Consider the following 16054-nt stretch of genomic DNA (forward strand, 5'->3'; position numbering starts at 1 on the left):
GCGGCCCCCTCACTCGGTGTCGGGCAGCAGGTACCAGAACTCGATCTCGGCGAGGTTGCAGCGCCCGTTGTGGCTGTCGTAGACGCGGATCAGCGGGTAGGAGGCGCGTTCGGCGAGCTTCACCTCGTACTGCTGAGCGGCGGAGATCCCGCCGAGGGTGTGCAGATCGGTCCAGGTCTGCCCGCCGTCGGCCGAGCCCCGGAAGACGGTGCCGTTCGAGCGGAGGATCTTGTCCGCGGCGTCCGAGCGCGGGCGCACCCGGATCCGGTCGACGGTGATCGGCCCCTTGTCACCGGCGTCGATGTCGATCCAGCTCTCGGCGGCCAGGGTGTCGGTGTACGTGGCCGGGTCGCCGTCGAACGCCCTCCAGCCGTTGGACGCCTTGGTGCCCTTCCCCGGCCACTCGATGGTGGACGCCTGGACCATGCCCTCGGTGATCTCGAACGTGCGGAGCAGCGTGTCCACGGACACCAGCAGCTCATACGCCGCGTACGCGTCGTCGATCAGGGCGTCCTGGTCGGCCCCGGACCGGTCGGCCGCCTTCTCGATCCGGTCGAGCTCGGTGGTGAACGCGGCGTAGCTCTTCTTCGTCCAGTCCGCCGCAGCGGTCTTCCGGGCGCGGGCCAGCACCTGGGCGAGGGTCTCGGCCACGGCCACGGCGGGGTCGGCCGTGGTCCGGGTGCCACCCCCGACGAGGGCGGCCGTCACCTTGTAGTAGCGCTTGCCGTGGCGGAAGCCGTCCTCCTTGTGGGCCAGGGCGCGGGTGTCCTCGACCACGTTCTCCCAGGTCTTGCCGTCCGTGGAGCGGGCCAGGGTGAAGCCGATGGCGTCGTCGGGCTTGTTCCAGCGGACGGTGACGGTGGCCGCGTCCCGTTCCACCGAGACCAGCTGTGCCTGCGCCGCCAGGTTCTTGTGGGCCACCCGCGTGAAGGTGGCGTCCCCGGTGGCCGTCAGGCCCGCGTGGACGGCGTACGGCAACGGTGTGAACAGCGTGCCGACCGTCAGCCATGTCTCGCCGTCGGTGGAGGTCTGGGCCTGCACCCGGTGGGTGGCGAAGTCCCGGACGAGCCGCAGATACGGGGTGGCGGCCAGGGTGTGGCCGTCGAGCCGGTCGACGATCGGCGAGCGCTTGTCGTCCTGCCAGTCGTGGCGGCTGTCGCGGGTGCGGTTGCGCAGCACGAGGTTGCCGTCCCGGTCGGCGCCGAAGAACAGATAGCGGGTGTTGGCGGCGAGCTTGTCGCGCAGCATCAGACCGGTGAGCGAGGAGCGCGCCGCCTCCACACGGGCGGTCAGCGTCCAGCTGCCGGCCGCGGGGCGGCTGGCGTAGTGCAGCGCGTCCTCGATGTCCCGCTTCAGCACGTCGTAGTCGTCGCCCTCGCCCAGCCCGTCGCCGTGCGCGCCCAGGATGCGCACCGTGGCGCCGCGCACGGTGGTGCTGCCGGGGTGCGCGCCGCCGAGCGCGTCGTCGCGCCACCCGGTCCGCAGCAGCGCGGGCGAGGCGGGGGCGGGCAGCTCGGCGCGTATGGTGTGCGACGGCAGGCCGGAGCCCTGCTCGTTCACGCCGGTGACGGTGTAGTGGTAGGTGACGCCCGGCCTGGCGGTGCGGTCCAGGTGGTAGCGGCCGGTGACCTTCGGCGCGAGCAGCGTGTACGGACCGCTCTCGCGGGCCGCCCGGCGCACCTCGTAGTGGGTGGCGCCCGCGGTGGTCTGCCAGGTGACCGCGATGGCGCCGTCGCCCGGCAGGGTGTGCACGAAGTCCACATGGGCGGGCGGCGCGGCCGCCGCGGTGCCGGAGGACAGCCTCAGCACCAGACCGCTCTTCGGACCGATCCGCACCGCGCCCTTGACGAGGGGCAGCTCCCGGCCGGAGACCAGGTCGGTCACGGTGGAGCCGGTGTGGTCGGTGGGCAGGTCGACGGTGAAGGAGCGCTCGTTGCCGTACACCTCGCGCGTGGTGTTGAAGACGAAGAAGTAGCGGCCGTAGCGCGCGGTGAGCAGATCGGGGTAGCCGGAGTAGGCGTGGTCGGCCTCGAAGTTCTCGCGGTGGACCGTGCCGACGCCCGGCTGGTAGGTGATCGGGGCGATCTCGCCCGCGAGGGCCTGCGGCGCGGCGGAGTCGCCGGTCTGCTGGTCCTCCATGAAGTCGACGTCGATGTTGTCCATCCGGGCCCAGTAGTCCCGGTACCGGAACACCGCGTCGGTGTTGAGCTGCACCAGCCGGTCGTGGTCGGGGCGGCGCACATGCAGCCTGCCGTTGCGGGCGAAGCCGCGCTGACGCTCGTTGAGCTGGCCGAACAGATGGGTGTCGCCGTCCCGCAGGGACACGAACATGCAGTCCACGTCGACCCACGCGAAGCGCTCGTAGTCGCCGCGGCGCACCGCGAGCGCGGACAGCTCGGCGGAGGTGTAGGAGGCGAAGTCGGTGTGCGGGTGGACGATGCCGGTGGGCTTCCGGTCCTTCAGATAGCCGTAAGTCTCGCCGAGCCGCAGATCGTACTTGTTCTGGCCGGCGACCGACGAGAAGGTGTTGAAGTACTGGTGGTCGGCCAACTGCTGCTGAGCGAAGCCGACCGCCTCGCGGGCGTATTTCCGGGTGTCCGCCCAGGCGGAGCCCGCGTACCGCTCGGGGTGCTCCTCGATGTGGTGGGCGAGCGACACATAGAGCATGATCTTGCCCTCGGACTGGCGCAGCACATAGCCGGGGAAGCCCGGGTAGTTGGCGTTGCGCTCGTCGATGACCATCTCCATGCGCATGAACCGCTTGAGGTCGTTGTCCAGATCGGTGTGGCGGGCATAGGAGCGCGCGTGCAGATTGCGCAGCGACAGCTCCAGGATCCGGTCGTTCAGCTCCTCGTCGCCCTTGTGGCCCCAGGTGCGGTGGAACCACTGCGGGAGGTAGTTGGTCGCCTCCCCGTAGTTGGCGACATAGCCGTTCTCGCGGGTGTGGCCGCGCTCGGTCATCGTGGTGTAGTGCCTGCCCAGCGGCAGCCGGCGCACCACGTTTCCGTCCTTGTCGAGGTTCGACGTGGCCAGGCCCTTGATGACGTAGCGGATGTAGTCGTCGGTCCAGCGGGCCGTGGTGTCGTGGTAGAAGAGCGAGTGGAACAGGTCCAGGTCCTGTCCGTCCGGCCCGACCAGGACCTCCTCGCCGAGGAAGGGGTCGAAGCCGAGGCACTCGCCGGCGATGCGGTGGCTGCGCGCCCTGCCCTCGTAGAACTTCGAGCCGATGACCCGCAGCCCCTCGTGGGCCTCCCAGGCGCCCTCGTAGCAGTACAGCACCTGGTTGTAGATGTACGACAGACGGGAGCGGGCGTAGTCGAAGTTGGCCTTGAGGACCCGGCCCCAGGCGGCCCGCCGGGTGAGCCTGCCGCCGTCGAAGTCCACGTCCTTCAGGGAGGTCTCGCCCTCCTGGGTGCCGGTGGTGAACTCCTCGTCGAGGAAGGCCGTGAAGGCGTCCCGGCCGTAGACATCGTTGTCGTCGATCAGATTTTCGACGATGTACAGGGCCTGGCCGAGCGCCCCGTAGTAGCCGCCCCAGTCGCCCTGGTGGCCGCCGCGCGCCAGCAGCCTGGTGTTGCCGTAGTAGTCCTTGGTGTGGTTGTCGACGCACTTGAAGATCCGCAGCAGCGCGGCCTTCTTCTCGGCGGCCGACTTCGCGGGACACCAGGCGGCGGTGGCCAGCGCGCCGCTGTAGAAGAGGAGTTCGTCCTCGTAGCGGACGATGGACAGCCTGCCGTCGGCGGAGGCGTCGACCTTCGCGGAGTGGCCGTCGAACAGGTTCACCTGACCCGCGACATAGCCGTCGATCAGCGCCTGCTTCTCGCTCTCGGCGAGGTCGGCCACGGTGTCGGTGGGCGGGGTGAACTCGGGCCGCGGGTCGTCGTCGAGGGCCAGCCGTGCGCCGGTGTGGGTGTAGGCGCGGTAGTAGCCGCGCGAGTCCGCGGTGACCTTGGCGTTGAAGGCGCTGTCGTAGGTGCGCAGGGTGATCTCGGCCTTGTCGCGGCCGTGGGTGTGCTCGAGCGGCAGCATGACGGTGGCGTAGAAGAACCGGCCGGGCAGGGGGCGCACGGTGCCGATGTTCAGCGCCTCGTAGTCACCGGAGCGGCGGTAACCGATCTGCTCGCCGTTGATGTACGCGATGGTCTTGTACGGCGAGGTGTCGCCGCCCCAGAACTTCACGGTGAGGTAGTTCTGCCGCACCGGGTCCACCGCCATGGTGAACCGCAGCTCACCGCCCTTGATGTCCGGCGGATCCAGCGGCCCCGCGACCCGGGCCCGGTCCCCGGCGTGGCCGTCGACGACCGAGGTGTCCGCCGCGGCGAGGCCGTGTGCCTGCTCGGAGTCCGTGTCGCCGAAGTCGAGCAGATCGAGGCGGCGGTCGCCCGCGGCCTTGGCCGACCCCTCGGCGGCCTCGGCGGCGGGCGCGGCGGTCCAGAGAAAGGCGCCGGCGGTCGCGGCCGAGGTGCCGGCGGCCGCGGTGCGCAGCACGGTTCTTCTGCTGATGGGCATGGCGCAGTCGTCTCCTTGCGAATCCTTGCGAAGGGCGAGGTGAAGAGGGTGTTCGGGGTGGGGGGTTCAGCGTGGCGAGCGGGCGCGGGGCGTCACTTGAGGCTGCCGAGGGTGATGCCGGAGCGCCAGAAGCGCTGCAAGGAGATCATCAGGATCACCATCGGCAACAGCGAGACGATCGAGCCGACGACGACCATGCCGGTCAGATCGGTGGAGGTGTCCATCTTGACCTTGAGCCAGGAGTACAGGCCCAGCATCACGGTCCACTTCTCCTGGCTGCGCAGGAAGATCAGCGGCCCGAAGAAGTTGTTCCAGTTGGCGACGAAGCCGAGCAGGAAGATGGTGGCGGCCCCGGTCGACATCAGCCGGACACCGATCTGGAAGAAGATGCGGTACTCGCCCGCCCCGTCGATCCGGGCGGCCTCCAGCAACTCGGGCGGGATGGCCCCCTCCGCGTACACCTTCGCCAGGTAGACGGAGAAGGCGTTGAAGAAGCCGGGCAGGATGATCGCGTAGGGCGTGTCGACCAGCTGGAGGTCGCTGTACAGGAGGAACGAGGGGATGGTGAGCAGGGCGCTGGGCACCAGGAACGAGCCGATGATGCAGCCCATCAGCACGCCCCGGCCGCGGAACTCGTACATCGCGAGCCCATAGCCGCAGGCCACGCAGATCAGCGTCATGCCGGCGGTGCCCACGACCCCGTAGTAGACGGTGTTCCACATCCAGCGGAGGAAGATGCCGTCCTGATAGGTGAACAGCTGCCGCAGGTTCTCGCCCAGGTGGATACGGGAGAACCACAGGCCGTTGGAGGTGTAGAGATCGTTCTGGCTCTTGGTGGCGGCCACCAGCAGCCACCACACCGGGGCCAGGGAGTAGATGACGAAGAACGCCAGGCCGGTGATGACCAGGACCTTGGTGCGTTTGCCGTGCCGGACCGCGCCGGGCGCGGCACGGCGTCGTACGGCGCGCGGCTTGGCGGGCGCGGGTGCGGGCTGGAGTGTCGCTGTCATACGGGGGCCTTGTTGGTGAGCTTGTAGAAGACGGCGGACGCGGCGCCGACCACCAGGGCGAGGATGATGGACAGGGCAGCGGCGTAGTTGAACTCGCCCTGCTGGAACGCCCAGTCGTAGATCGCCATGATCGGGGTGAAGTCGCGGGTCACGGTCTCCGGGGTCATGGTCCGGAACAGCATCGGATCGCTGAAGATCTGAAGGGTGCCGATGATGCTGAGCACGGTGATCAGCACCAGGGACCGGCGCACCAGCGGCACCTTGATCGACCAGGCGATGCGCCACTCGGAGGCGCCGTCCACCCGGGCGCTGTCGAAGATCTCGCGCGGCACGGCCTGAAGCGCCGAGTAGACGATGAGCATGTTGAAGCCGACGCCGCTCCAGGCCAGCAGATTGCCGATGGAGATCCAGATCATCTCGCCGCTGTAGAAGTTGGCGTCGATCCCGAAGAGCCCGAGGAACGGCGTCAGAGGGCCCACGACCGGGCTGTAGATATAGATCCAGATCAGGATGGCGACGATGCCCGGGATCATGTACGGGATCAGCAGCGGCACCCGGAAGCGGGCGGCCAGACGGTGGGTCAGCGCGTCGAGCAGCAGCGCCATCATCAGGCTGAGCAGCATGATGATGGGGATGGCGACCGCGGCGAAGAGCGCCACCCGCAGCATCGCGGCCCAGAAGTGGGCGTCCTCCAGGCCCCGCGCGAAGTTGTCGAAGCCGGTGAACTCGACGGTCTTCTCACCGAATCCGAGCCCGGAGCTCTGCTTGGAGTAGAGGCTCTCGCGCAGCGCGAGCGCCACGGGGGCCAGGGTGAACACCGCGAACCCGATGAAGAAGGGGGCGGTGAAGGACGCCCCCTTCAGCGCCATGGCCCGCCGCCACGGCAGCCGCGGCGGGCCCGGTGGCGCGCCCGGCGCGGACCGGGCGCTCCTGGCCGTGGTCTCGGCTCTCAGGGTCTCAGCCATCGACGTTGATGTTCTTCCGCTTGAGGTCGGCGACCGTCCAGGTCTGCATGTGCTCAAGCGCCGCCTTCATGGTGGTCTTCTTCGCGGTGACCTTCGCCCACTGGTCCTGGAGCTCGGCGAACATGCCCGTGTAGTTGGGGCCCGCCACCCAGTTGTCCCGGCCTGCCTTGACGGACTTGAGGATCACGTCCCGCGCCTTGGACTTCCGGGGCCCGAACAGCTTCTCCGGCACCGCGGAGTCGACCCAGGGGGAGGGGTCGGTGACCGCGCCCGGCCAGGTGTACTGCCCGGTGTCCTTCTGGTACGAGGCGTCGGTCGACTCCTTCGAGGTGTTCAGCCACACCGCGGCCTCGACCGCCTCCTTCGCGTGGTCACAGCCCTTGGGCACGATCAGACCGCTGGTCGGCGAGTGCATCGGGGTGACGAACTCGGTGGCGTCCGCGTACTGCGGCCGGTCCACCGGCTCCCAGTCACCGAGGGACTTCTTGTACTCGCGCTCGTAGTTCTGCAACTGCCAGGTGGAGGTGGGCAGGGACACCATCTTCCCGGAGTCGAAGTAGTTGATGAGCGCGGGCCGGTCCGTGTACGTCTGATGGGCCACGAGGTCGTTGTCGACCAGCTGCTGGATGACATGGGCGGCCTTGAGCGACTCGGGGGACAGGAAGTCAATCTTCCACTTGTCCCCGTCGATCTTGTACCAGGAGCCTCCGGCCTGCTGCACCAGCTCGATGAGGGTGCTCGGGTCTTCGCCGGCGAGATTCATGACGAAGATGCCGTGCTTCTTGAACTCCTTGCCCGCGGCGATCACATCGTCCCAGGTCTTGGGCGCCTTGACGCCGTACTTGTCGTACACCTTGCGGTTGATCATCATGAACGGGGGCGTGGCGCCGCCCGGGACCGCGTAGTACTTGTCCACCGCCCGCGCGGAGGGCAGCGCCGACTCGGCGAACAGGCCCTGCTTCAGATACGGCGTCAGGTCCTCCGTCACGTCCTGGGCCAGCCCTTCGGAGGCCAGGGAGGGGGCCTCGCCGAAGTTCTGGACCAGGCACGGGACATGCTTCTGGGCGGCGACCGCGTTGCGCAGGTTCTGCTGGGTGCCGGGGTTGTCGGCCTGCTTCACGAACTTGAGCTTGATGTCCTTGTGCGTCGCGTTGAACTTGGCGACCACCGGGTCGATGTTCTTGGCCTCCTGCCAGTTCCAGTACTCGATGGTGACCGGGCCCTCGGCCTTGTCCGCCGTTCCGTCGCCGTCACCGCCGCCGCAGCCGGTCAGGACGACGGAGAGCACCACCGCTGCGCAGGCGGCCACTCTGACCCGCTTGCTGTTCATGGGAATCCTCCTGGGAGATCTGGAGCTCGCGACCATAGAAATCGGTCTCTGTGGAAGCTAGAGGTGGGCCTACCGTTGGACAAGATGTCGTGCGTGGAAATCTTTGATTACGGGCGACTTCGCTGGTCGTGATCGACATTACGAACCGGTAGCGCGTGCCTCGCGGTGCTGGAGGTATAGACAACGTTTGCCGGACGAGCGCGATGGCAGGCCCGTTTCACGGCTTATGCCGCATGCTCGAGACCCGCGGGATCCACCTGGTGGGACAGCGGCACCCCGGCCAGCAGCCGCTCCAGCTCGCCCACGGCCGACAGCCCGAGCCGACGCACCTCGTTGCCCTGAGACCCCGCCAGATGCGGGGTGATGAAGGCGCCCGACAGCTCGAAGAGCGGCGAGTCCGCGGGCAGCGGCTCCGGCTCCGTGACATCGAGGACGGCGCTGACGCGGGCCCCGCGCACCTCCTCGACCAGCGCGTCGTGGTCGACGAGGCTGCCGCGCGCGGTGTTGATCAGCACCGCCCCGTCCGGCATCAGCGCGAGCTCACGGCGGCCGATCATATGGTGGGTCTCGGCGGTCGCGGGGGCGTGGATCGAGACGATGTCGCTGCGCCGGAGCAGCGCGTCCAGCGGCAGCAGACGGACGCCGAGCGCGGCCGCCTCGTCCTCGCCGACGTACGGATCGGCGAGGAACACCTCGAAGTCCAGGGGGCGCAGCAGCTCGATGACGCGTCGCCCGATCCTGGACGCGCCGACGATGCCGACGCGGCGCCCGAAGTTGCCGATGCCGGGGAGGATCTCGGCGAGCGGGAAGGTGCGCAGCGAGCGGTAGCGCTCACGGGCGGCGAAGAGGTCCTTGCCGGCCAGGATGATCATGCCGAGGGTGTACTCGGCGACCGGCAGCGCGTTGGCGTCCGCGGCGGACGAGACGACCAGTCCGCGCTCCCACCAGCCGGGGGCCATCATGCCCTTCACCGAGCCCGCGGCGTGCAGCACGGCGCGCAGCCTGGGCGCGGCGTCGAGCACCGCCGCGTCGATCGGCGGGCAGCCCCAGCCGGTCAGCAGGATCTCGGCCCGGCCGAGGACGCTCCGCACCCGGGGATCCCGGAAGTCCTCGGCGATCAGGGAAGGGTCGACCTCCACGGAGGCCCGGAGCCGGTCCAGCACGTCGGGGGGATAGACGCTGGGCAGGGTCTTCGTACTCATGGCGAACAACGCCAGCGGGCGCTCGGGCAAGGCAGTGGCCTCCGGATCGGGGGACGTCAGCGGGATAGCGACCGGTAGCAACCGGTCTCATAGCAACCGGTCTCTAAGCTATGGCCGCACTGTCCAGAGGGTCAATGGAGCGTACGGAAGCATCGCGGAGGGCGACCGGTTGCCATGCGATGTCGTCAGACGCGTCCCGAGACATGGGAAAAGGCCCGGTGTCGGCGGTGTGCCGACACCGGGCCCCTGCGAGGGAATCCTGGGTGTGGTCAGCCGTTGGCCGGCGCGGTCCGCTCCGCGCGGATGTCATGGCCGTCCGCGGTCAGACAGCGGCCGGTGGTCAGGTCGTAGCGCCAGCCGTGCAGGGTGCAGGTGAGCTGATCGCCGTCGATCTGTCCGAACCGGCCGAGGTCCGCGCGCAGATGGGGGCAGCGCCGCTGGACACGCCAGCCGTCGAGCTCGATGTGCTGGCCGTCGTCGTGGCCGGAGTCGTAGTAGTTCTCCACGTACTCGATGCGCTCAGTGGACAGGCACTTGAAGAACACGTACAGGAATTCGTTGTACGGGCCGATCCGGCTGGCGCTGAACCGCAGCGAGAGCAGCAGGCTGTTGGACCAGTCGACCTCGCGCCGCGCGATGTTGGTGGCCACCAGGTCGCCCGTGGTGGACAGCGTGTAGCGGCAGCGCTCACCGTCCCAGCGGCGGACCTCACGGGCCGGGAAGTCGATCACGATCGGGGTGTCGCCCACATTCAGCCGGGCCGGCCCGCCGACTCCGTCGCAGATCCGGTCCGCGCGCGCCAGCAGCGGTTCCCACCACTGCTTCAGCTCGGCCAGCAGACGGTCGGGCGGCAGCGCCGGGGCGCGGGAGGCGCGCTCGGCGGCCAGCGCGGGCTGCTGTCTGCGGGCGAACTCACGCAGGTAGTCCCGCTTGTGCTCGAAGATGTGGTCGATCTCCTTCGCGGTGTGGCGATGGGTGAGCTTGCAGGCGGTGTTCTGCGGTTCCGCGACGGTGCCCGGCAGCAGCAGATGTGCCGAGACGTCCGGCCGGGCCTCGGCCAGCTCCGCCAGAAACTCCCGCTGGTCGACGAAGATGCTCGTCCCGTCGCGGCCGGTGCCGTTGAACTCGAACAGGTCCTCGTCGAGGAAGCAGGGCGGGCCCGCGTTGGGGAACACATGCGTGGCCTCGACGGCGTCGATGTAGCGCATCGCCCGCTCGGACTGGCCCTCGCGCTTGCGGGCGGCGAACTCCCGCTTCGCGCTGTCCGGCAGTTGGTAGACCATCGGCCACCAAATCGCCCCGGAGAACTGGAGGAAGTGGACATCGACCTCACCGAACGCCCGGATCGAGGGGATGTCCAGCGGGTGCGCGTCGTTCTGGTTGAGCAACACCGTCTCGCCGTCGTCCAGCGACAGCGCGGAGTCGCCGATGGGGCCGTCGCCGGGGCCGGTCAGGGCGGTGATCATGATGCGCAGGCCGTCGCGTTCGACCGGGACACCGCTGCTGGTGCGCAGGAATTCGGAGAACCCCAGCGCACGCAGCTCGCACTCCAACTCATCGGTGGCGAAGGCGGGGAGCAGCACGGTGATGTCCTTGCGCACATTGCGGCGCAGGTTCTCCGCGTCGAAGTGGTCACGGTGCAGATGCGATATGTACAGGTAGTCCGAGGCCCGCCCGTAGTGGGCCCAGTCCAGATCCGTGTTGTCGGGGAACGGGAACCACGAGCCGAAGAAGGCCGGGTTGACCCAGGGATCGCAGAGCACCGATCCGGCGGCGGTCTCGATGAACAGTCCAGCATGCCCAAGTCCGGTCACACGCATACCACAGCACCTCAGCCCGGCTCCGTAGGTCACCCGCCCCGACCGTCAGGGAAGGGGCTGGTGCGTCACGGTTTTCACTGTGTGCGGATTTGCGTGCGTGTGCACCCGCAGCGCGGGTGTCCCCGGACACCGGGAAACGCGGATGGGCAGGCCAGAGCCGGTGGCCGGGGTCTTGTTTCGCCCGGTCGACCGTCGCCCGGTTGCCGTAGCCCGGCGTGTCAGGCAGCGGATTCGGCGGCCCGCTGTTCGCGCCAGCGCCGCACCCACTCCTCCATGATCCCGACCGCCTTGCCGGTGCCGTCCTCGGCGCGCACGGTCTCCCCGACACTCGCCGCCCTGGCGCGGAGCTTCTCGTCGTTCAGAGCCGTGCCCAGCGCCGTGTCCAGGGCCTCGGCGGTGAACTTCGCGTACGGAACGGGCTTGGGCGCCACCCCCAGGGCGTGCACCTGGGCCGCCCAGAACGGGGCGTCGCCGAAGGTCGGCACCACGACCTGGGCCGTGCCGGAGCGCAGCGCCTCACCCGTGGTGTTGCAGCCGCCGTGGTGGATGACCACCGAGGAGCGCGGAAACAGCCACGGGTAGTGCACATCGTCGACGCGGAACACATCGTCCGGCACGGTGTCCGGGCCACCGCCCACCAGAACGAGCCGGCGGTCGTGGGAGCGGACCACGTCCAGCACCTTCTCCAGGGTCTTGGCCGGCGGATGCACCGGCCAGATGGACCCGAAGGACAGGGTCACCGGGGGAGTGCCGTCCGCCATGAACTTCTCCAGCTCGGGGGACGGGCTCCACTCGCGGTCCCAGAACCAGTAGCCGGTGATGTGCGACAGCTCCGGCCAGTCGGAGGGCTCGGTGAACAGCGCCCGGCTCACCGGGCAGATCAGCGGCACCTCCCGGCCCAGGTTGCCGTACGGCTTGCCGAACGGGAGCTTGGACAGCCCCGCGTCCTTGCGGTAGCCGCCCATGGTGACCGAGTCCAGCATCCCCGCCAGGCGGTGGGTCAGCCGGTTGTACGCCCCTCCGAGCTTGGCCTGGGGCGCCATCATCGCGGGCCACTCGGCGGTCGGGTTCAGTGGCCACCAGCTCAGCGAACACCACGGGGCGGTGCCGTCGTCCTCGAACATGATCCGGCTCAGGATGCTGTTCACGACCAGATCGGCGCCCGAGCACACCTCCGCGATCCTGGCGGCGAGCCGGCGGTTGTGCTCGGGGCTCTGCCGCGGGACCTTGCGGGCGGCGCGGAACAGCGAGGCACCCTGCTGAAGGGCCTCCGCGAGGGCCGGGTGGGCCAGGAAGTCGCGCGGGCTGCCCGGCAGGGCCGCGAAGTCCAGCCCGGCCTCCCCGACGAGCCCCTCGAAGTCCTCGTGGGTGGCCAGGGTCACCGTGTGCCCCCGGGCCTCGAGGGCTCTGCCCAGCGCGATGAACGGCTGGACGTCTCCGCGTGACCCCGTGACGACGAGCGAGACCTGCATGAATCCTCCGTACGAGTGTGACTGGTGGGACGGCCCGGACCGGGCGGCTCAGTAGTACGCGACGTACCGGTCGAGGACCCGGTCGAGATAGCCGGGCTCGGTGACCGACCGCATGGGTGGCAGCAGCTTGCACAGCTTGTCGACGGAGACCCTGGTCAACGTGGGTGCCACATCGACCACGTCGTACCTGGGGCGGGCCGCCATACGGCGCTCGATGCCGCGCACGATCGACTCGACCGGCCAGGGGACCCCCGAAGCGACGTTCACCACCTCGTCCTGAACCCCCTGGGCGAGCAGCCCGTCGATCGCCCGGACCACGTCGCTCACATCCACCACATCGCGGTGTGCGTTGCGGTACAGGGTCACGCTGCCGCCACGGATCTGGCCGACGAACGACGGCAGCAGCTGGTGGGACCGCTGCCATCGGCCGATCGCGTGGCTCAGGCGCAGCGTCAGCCACCCCGGCCCGGCCTCGGCGACGGCGCCCTCCAGCATGAGCTTCTGTCTGCCGTACGGCGACGGAGGGTCCACGGGCGCGTCCTCGGCCACCGCGATCTCGGTGGATCCGTACATGGCGTGCGAGGCGCTGGACAGATAGACGAGGACGCGGCCCTCGCGCCGGCAGCGCCGGGCGACGTCGCGTACCAGCTCCGCCTCGCGGGCGAAGTCGCCCGGGGTGCCCGCGCTGGTGCTGGACACCCCCGCCGCTATGACGGTGGCGTGTGGGTGCCGGTCCGCGACGGCGGCCAGATTGCGTGCGATGAAGCCGTTGCCGATGATTTCCATCAGGGCCGCTTCCCGGAGGTGACACGGGTGGCGGACCTGGCGATCCGGTCCAGCAGCTCGGCGGTGCGCAGCGTGGTGGCGGCCCAGGCGGCATGGCCGGGGTCGGCCCCGGTGTCCTGGGCCCGGCGCACCGCCTCGGCGAAGGAGGCCGCCGAGCTCGCGAACTGGTGCTCGGCGGGGAGCACGATTTCCTCCGCGTGATCCTGTTCGTCGATGCGTAACAGCGGGGACTGGGTGGCGGGCGGGGTGAACGCCCGGTCCACGGTGAGCCGCCCGGTGCTGCCCCACAGGGTGTACTTCGCCCCGTAGCCGTGTTCGAAGCCGAAGGTCAGCGTCACGGTTTCGCCGGCCGCCGCCACCAGCAGGGCGCTGCCCGCCACATCCACCCCCGTCTCGGGGTCGTCGCGGAGCACCGCGCCGGCCACGGAGAGGTCGTCGCCGAGGAAGTACTGGGCCAGTCGTACGGGGTAGATGCCCGCGTCGAGCAGGGCGCCGCCGCCGAGTTCGGGCCGGTAGCGCACATCGGAGGCGGGCAGCGGCGGGAAGCAGAACGAGGCGTCGATGTGCCGGAGCCGGCCGATGCGGCCGGCCGCCAGCAGCTCGGCCACCCGACGGTGCATCCCATGGTGGACGAACGTGATGTTCTCGCGCAGCACCAGCCCGCGCTCCGCCGCGAGGCGCGCCAGCTCCGCGGTGTCCGCCGCCCTGGTGGTCAGCGGTTTCTCGGCCAGCACGTGGGTGCCGCACTCGAGGAAGCGGCGCGCCCACAGATGGTGCAGGGCGTTGGGGACCGAGACATAGACGGCGTCGATGTCGTCCCGGTCCAGCAGTCGCTCGTAGCCGTGGACGGGGGCGCAGTCGAAGTCGTCGGCGAACTGTTCCGCCTTCTGCGGATCGCGGCTGGCGATGGCGACGATGGTGACCTCGGGGAGGTCCCGCATCGCGGGGAGCGTCCGCCGCCGGGCTATCGAGGACGCGCCGAGGACGCCGACGCGCACGGGAGTGGGCTCGGAGGGGTTGTCCATCACTCAGTCACTCAGTTCCGTTTCGGACATCAGGCTGTGCAGACAGGCGATGAGGCTTCTGGCCTGGACGTTCACATAGTGGCTATGGCGCAGGAAGCGGGCCAGTTGGTGCATGGTCACCCAGCGGAAGTCGTCGGGGACCGCCAGATCGCGGTCCGCGTCGACCTCGACGACGAGATAGCGGCTGCGGGTGTGGAAGAACCGGCCGCCCTCCTCGGAGAGCGTGGTGTCGAAGCGGATGGTGTCCACGGGCGCGCCCAGCACCTCGTCCAGGAACGGGGGGTATGCCTCGGCCGGCAGGACCTTGTAGTTCTGCGGGGTGCACTGCACCGTCGGGGCCAGCTCGACCACGTCCACGAAGCCAGGCTCCGCCTTGAGATGGACCAGGGCGTGCAGCTCCCCTGTCGCCGTGTCGCGCTTGACCAGGAAGGCCACGATCCCGGTGTCCCGGCACTCGATCATCGGCTGCGCCCAGCCACCGACCTCACGGCTGCCGGTGCGCACATCCACCGCCATGACGTCGAAGAAGAGGCCGGATTCATGCGCTATCCGGTCCGTGGACCGGTGCCAGCCCTGGACCTCGCCGAGGCCGGTGAGAGTGGCGTCGAGGTCCGAACGGACCCGCGCGTCGTTGATCCAGCTGCGGAGGTGACCGGTGGTGTGCGGGGCTCGCCTGTCGCCGTTCTCGTCGTCCCCGTCCGGGCCGCCCGCGAACGGGAGGCAGGACAGCACGGTGCGCGAGTCCATGTTCACCAGGTCGTCCTCGGCCAGCAGGGCGTGCAACTGGCCGATGGTGAGCCAGTGGAAGCCGTCCTGCGGCTCCACGTCCTCGGTTACCTCGACAATCATGTTTCGATTGCGTTTCCGGTGGAACCAGGACCCCTGTTCCGAATGCAGGACGTCGGCCAGCACCCGTCTGGACGACGGATCCCGGAAGTACTCCAGATAAGGTACGGGACGTCCGCCGTGCACCCCGGTGTAGTTGCTCCTGGTCGCCTGCACGGTGGGGGACAGCTGTATGCCGTTGCGGTTTCCGGGTTCCATCTTGGCCTGCATCAGACAATGCAGTACGCCATTGAACTCCTTGACCAGGATTCCTAATATGCCGACTTCTCGCTGGACGATGATCGGCTGCGCCCAATCACGAACGGGCCCCTGGTCGCTCCGTATCCGCAAACCTTGTATGGAAAAGAATCGGCCGGTCTCATGGACGAGATTCCCCGTCCTGTCCGCGAATCGCCAGCCTGTCAAATCGTCCCACGGGATGCGGCGCACCCGCGAGGAATCGCTCGCACTGTACTCCCCGAACCACTGGTGAAATTCCCAGAGGTTGCGGCCCGCGCCGTCGACGGCCTGCGCGGACCGCGCGATCCGCGCGGGTAAGCAGGCGTCCGGCCCGCCTGACGACGTGGGACGGCCTGGAGAGTTGCAGGTCACCGGTCCACTCCTTGTTCCCCTGCTACCGCGCAGAGCTGTGTGGTCGCTTGTGGGTTGGCTTGAATTCGACCGCCACCTGCGGGCGGTGTGACAACCGGAATCCGGCAATCCGATCCGGTGCCGACCGACGTCGCTGTCGTGTCGCACGGAGTCTGTTGACCGGATGGTTTCCGGCCAGATTGATGGGGGTCGCCGTGTTGTCCGGTGATGCCTTGTGTGATCACAGCCAAACGCGATGCGCCCCGGACTGTCAAGCGGTTACCGCGTTCATGTTCCGGCCGTGTGTCGCGGGAGGTTTGAGGCCGTCGGGCGGTTCCACAAGTCTGTAACATGTGATCAGCGTCACTTTTGACTTGTGGTCCGAACAGGCAGCTATAGAGTGATTGCGGAGATCACGTTGACGCCGGAGTTCACCCCGACGGTTGTCTGAAGTTGCAACAGATGTTCGGAAGAACTTATTCGAACGGTTGTCAGGTCGTCGGCCGCTGGCCTTTTAGT

The 16054-nt window shown here is 68.8% G+C and carries 10 protein-coding genes; all 10 read right to left on the minus strand.

Annotated features, from left to right (window positions below; all coding sequences use genetic code 11):
- Positions 1-9 precede the first annotated feature (9 nt).
- A complete protein-coding gene (locus tag ABTY62_RS03670; RefSeq protein WP_352127704.1) occupies positions 10-4509 on the minus strand; it encodes a fibronectin type III domain-containing protein in 4500 nt (1499 codons plus the stop codon).
- A gap of 92 nt (positions 4510-4601) precedes the next feature.
- Positions 4602-5519 carry a carbohydrate ABC transporter permease gene (locus ABTY62_RS03675; protein WP_352127705.1) on the minus strand — a complete coding sequence of 306 codons (918 nt, stop codon included), beginning with the start codon at positions 5517-5519 and terminating at the stop codon, positions 4602-4604.
- Positions 5516-6484, minus strand: a complete 969-nt coding sequence (locus ABTY62_RS03680) for a carbohydrate ABC transporter permease (RefSeq protein WP_352127706.1) — start codon at positions 6482-6484, stop codon at positions 5516-5518. Before ABTY62_RS03680 ends, ABTY62_RS03675 begins: the two co-directional genes overlap by 4 nt.
- On the minus strand, positions 6477-7814 hold the full coding sequence (locus ABTY62_RS03685) for an ABC transporter substrate-binding protein (protein ID WP_352127707.1): 1338 nt from the start codon (positions 7812-7814) through the stop codon (positions 6477-6479). Before ABTY62_RS03685 ends, ABTY62_RS03680 begins: the two co-directional genes overlap by 8 nt.
- Positions 7815-8038: 224 nt before the next feature.
- The gene (locus tag ABTY62_RS03690; protein ID WP_352127708.1) at positions 8039-9046 is read right to left on the minus strand and encodes a hydroxyacid dehydrogenase; all 1008 of its coding nucleotides are present in this window, start codon (positions 9044-9046) and stop codon (positions 8039-8041) included.
- A 239-nt stretch (positions 9047-9285) separates the two neighbouring features.
- Complete coding sequence (locus ABTY62_RS03695; RefSeq protein ID WP_352127709.1) at positions 9286-10836, minus strand: Rieske 2Fe-2S domain-containing protein; 1551 nt, start codon at positions 10834-10836, stop codon at positions 9286-9288.
- Positions 10837-11054: 218 nt separating this feature from the next.
- Positions 11055-12308 carry a glycosyltransferase gene (locus tag ABTY62_RS03700; protein ID WP_352127710.1) on the minus strand — a complete coding sequence of 418 codons (1254 nt, stop codon included), beginning with the start codon at positions 12306-12308 and terminating at the stop codon, positions 11055-11057.
- 48 nt (positions 12309-12356) lie between these two features.
- On the minus strand, positions 12357-13094 hold the full coding sequence (locus ABTY62_RS03705) for an NAD-dependent epimerase/dehydratase family protein (protein ID WP_311723163.1): 738 nt from the start codon (positions 13092-13094) through the stop codon (positions 12357-12359).
- On the minus strand, positions 13094-14119 hold the full coding sequence (locus tag ABTY62_RS03710; protein WP_352127711.1) for a Gfo/Idh/MocA family protein: 1026 nt from the start codon (positions 14117-14119) through the stop codon (positions 13094-13096). The genes ABTY62_RS03705 and ABTY62_RS03710 overlap by 1 nt, the downstream gene beginning before the upstream one ends.
- Positions 14120-14122: 3 nt before the next feature.
- Positions 14123-15703, minus strand: coding sequence for an NDP-hexose 2,3-dehydratase family protein (locus ABTY62_RS03715; protein WP_352127712.1), 1581 nt, complete (start codon positions 15701-15703; stop codon positions 14123-14125).
- Positions 15704-16054 lie beyond the last annotated feature (351 nt).

Origin of the sequence: Streptomyces sp. NPDC097640, assembly GCF_040302705.1 — a bacterium.
Taxonomy (GTDB): domain Bacteria; phylum Actinomycetota; class Actinomycetes; order Streptomycetales; family Streptomycetaceae; genus Streptomyces.

What these genes read in the sequence shown, in the direction of transcription:
- ABTY62_RS03700 (WP_352127710.1), bottom strand. Translation starts at nt 12,308, where the DNA reads ATGCAGGTCTCGCTCGTCGTCACGGGGTCACGCGGAGACGTCCAGCCG.
- ABTY62_RS03680 (WP_352127706.1), bottom strand. Translation starts at nt 6,484, where the DNA reads ATGGCTGAGACCCTGAGAGCCGAGACCACGGCCAGGAGCGCCCGGTCC.
- ABTY62_RS03695 (WP_352127709.1), bottom strand. Translation starts at nt 10,836, where the DNA reads ATGCGTGTGACCGGACTTGGGCATGCTGGACTGTTCATCGAGACCGCC.
- ABTY62_RS03675 (WP_352127705.1), bottom strand. Translation starts at nt 5,519, where the DNA reads ATGACAGCGACACTCCAGCCCGCACCCGCGCCCGCCAAGCCGCGCGCC.
- ABTY62_RS03670 (WP_352127704.1), bottom strand. Translation starts at nt 4,509, where the DNA reads ATGCCCATCAGCAGAAGAACCGTGCTGCGCACCGCGGCCGCCGGCACC.
- ABTY62_RS03705 (WP_311723163.1), bottom strand. Translation starts at nt 13,094, where the DNA reads ATGGAAATCATCGGCAACGGCTTCATCGCACGCAATCTGGCCGCCGTC.
- ABTY62_RS03685 (WP_352127707.1), bottom strand. Translation starts at nt 7,814, where the DNA reads ATGAACAGCAAGCGGGTCAGAGTGGCCGCCTGCGCAGCGGTGGTGCTC.
- ABTY62_RS03710 (WP_352127711.1), bottom strand. Translation starts at nt 14,119, where the DNA reads ATGGACAACCCCTCCGAGCCCACTCCCGTGCGCGTCGGCGTCCTCGGC.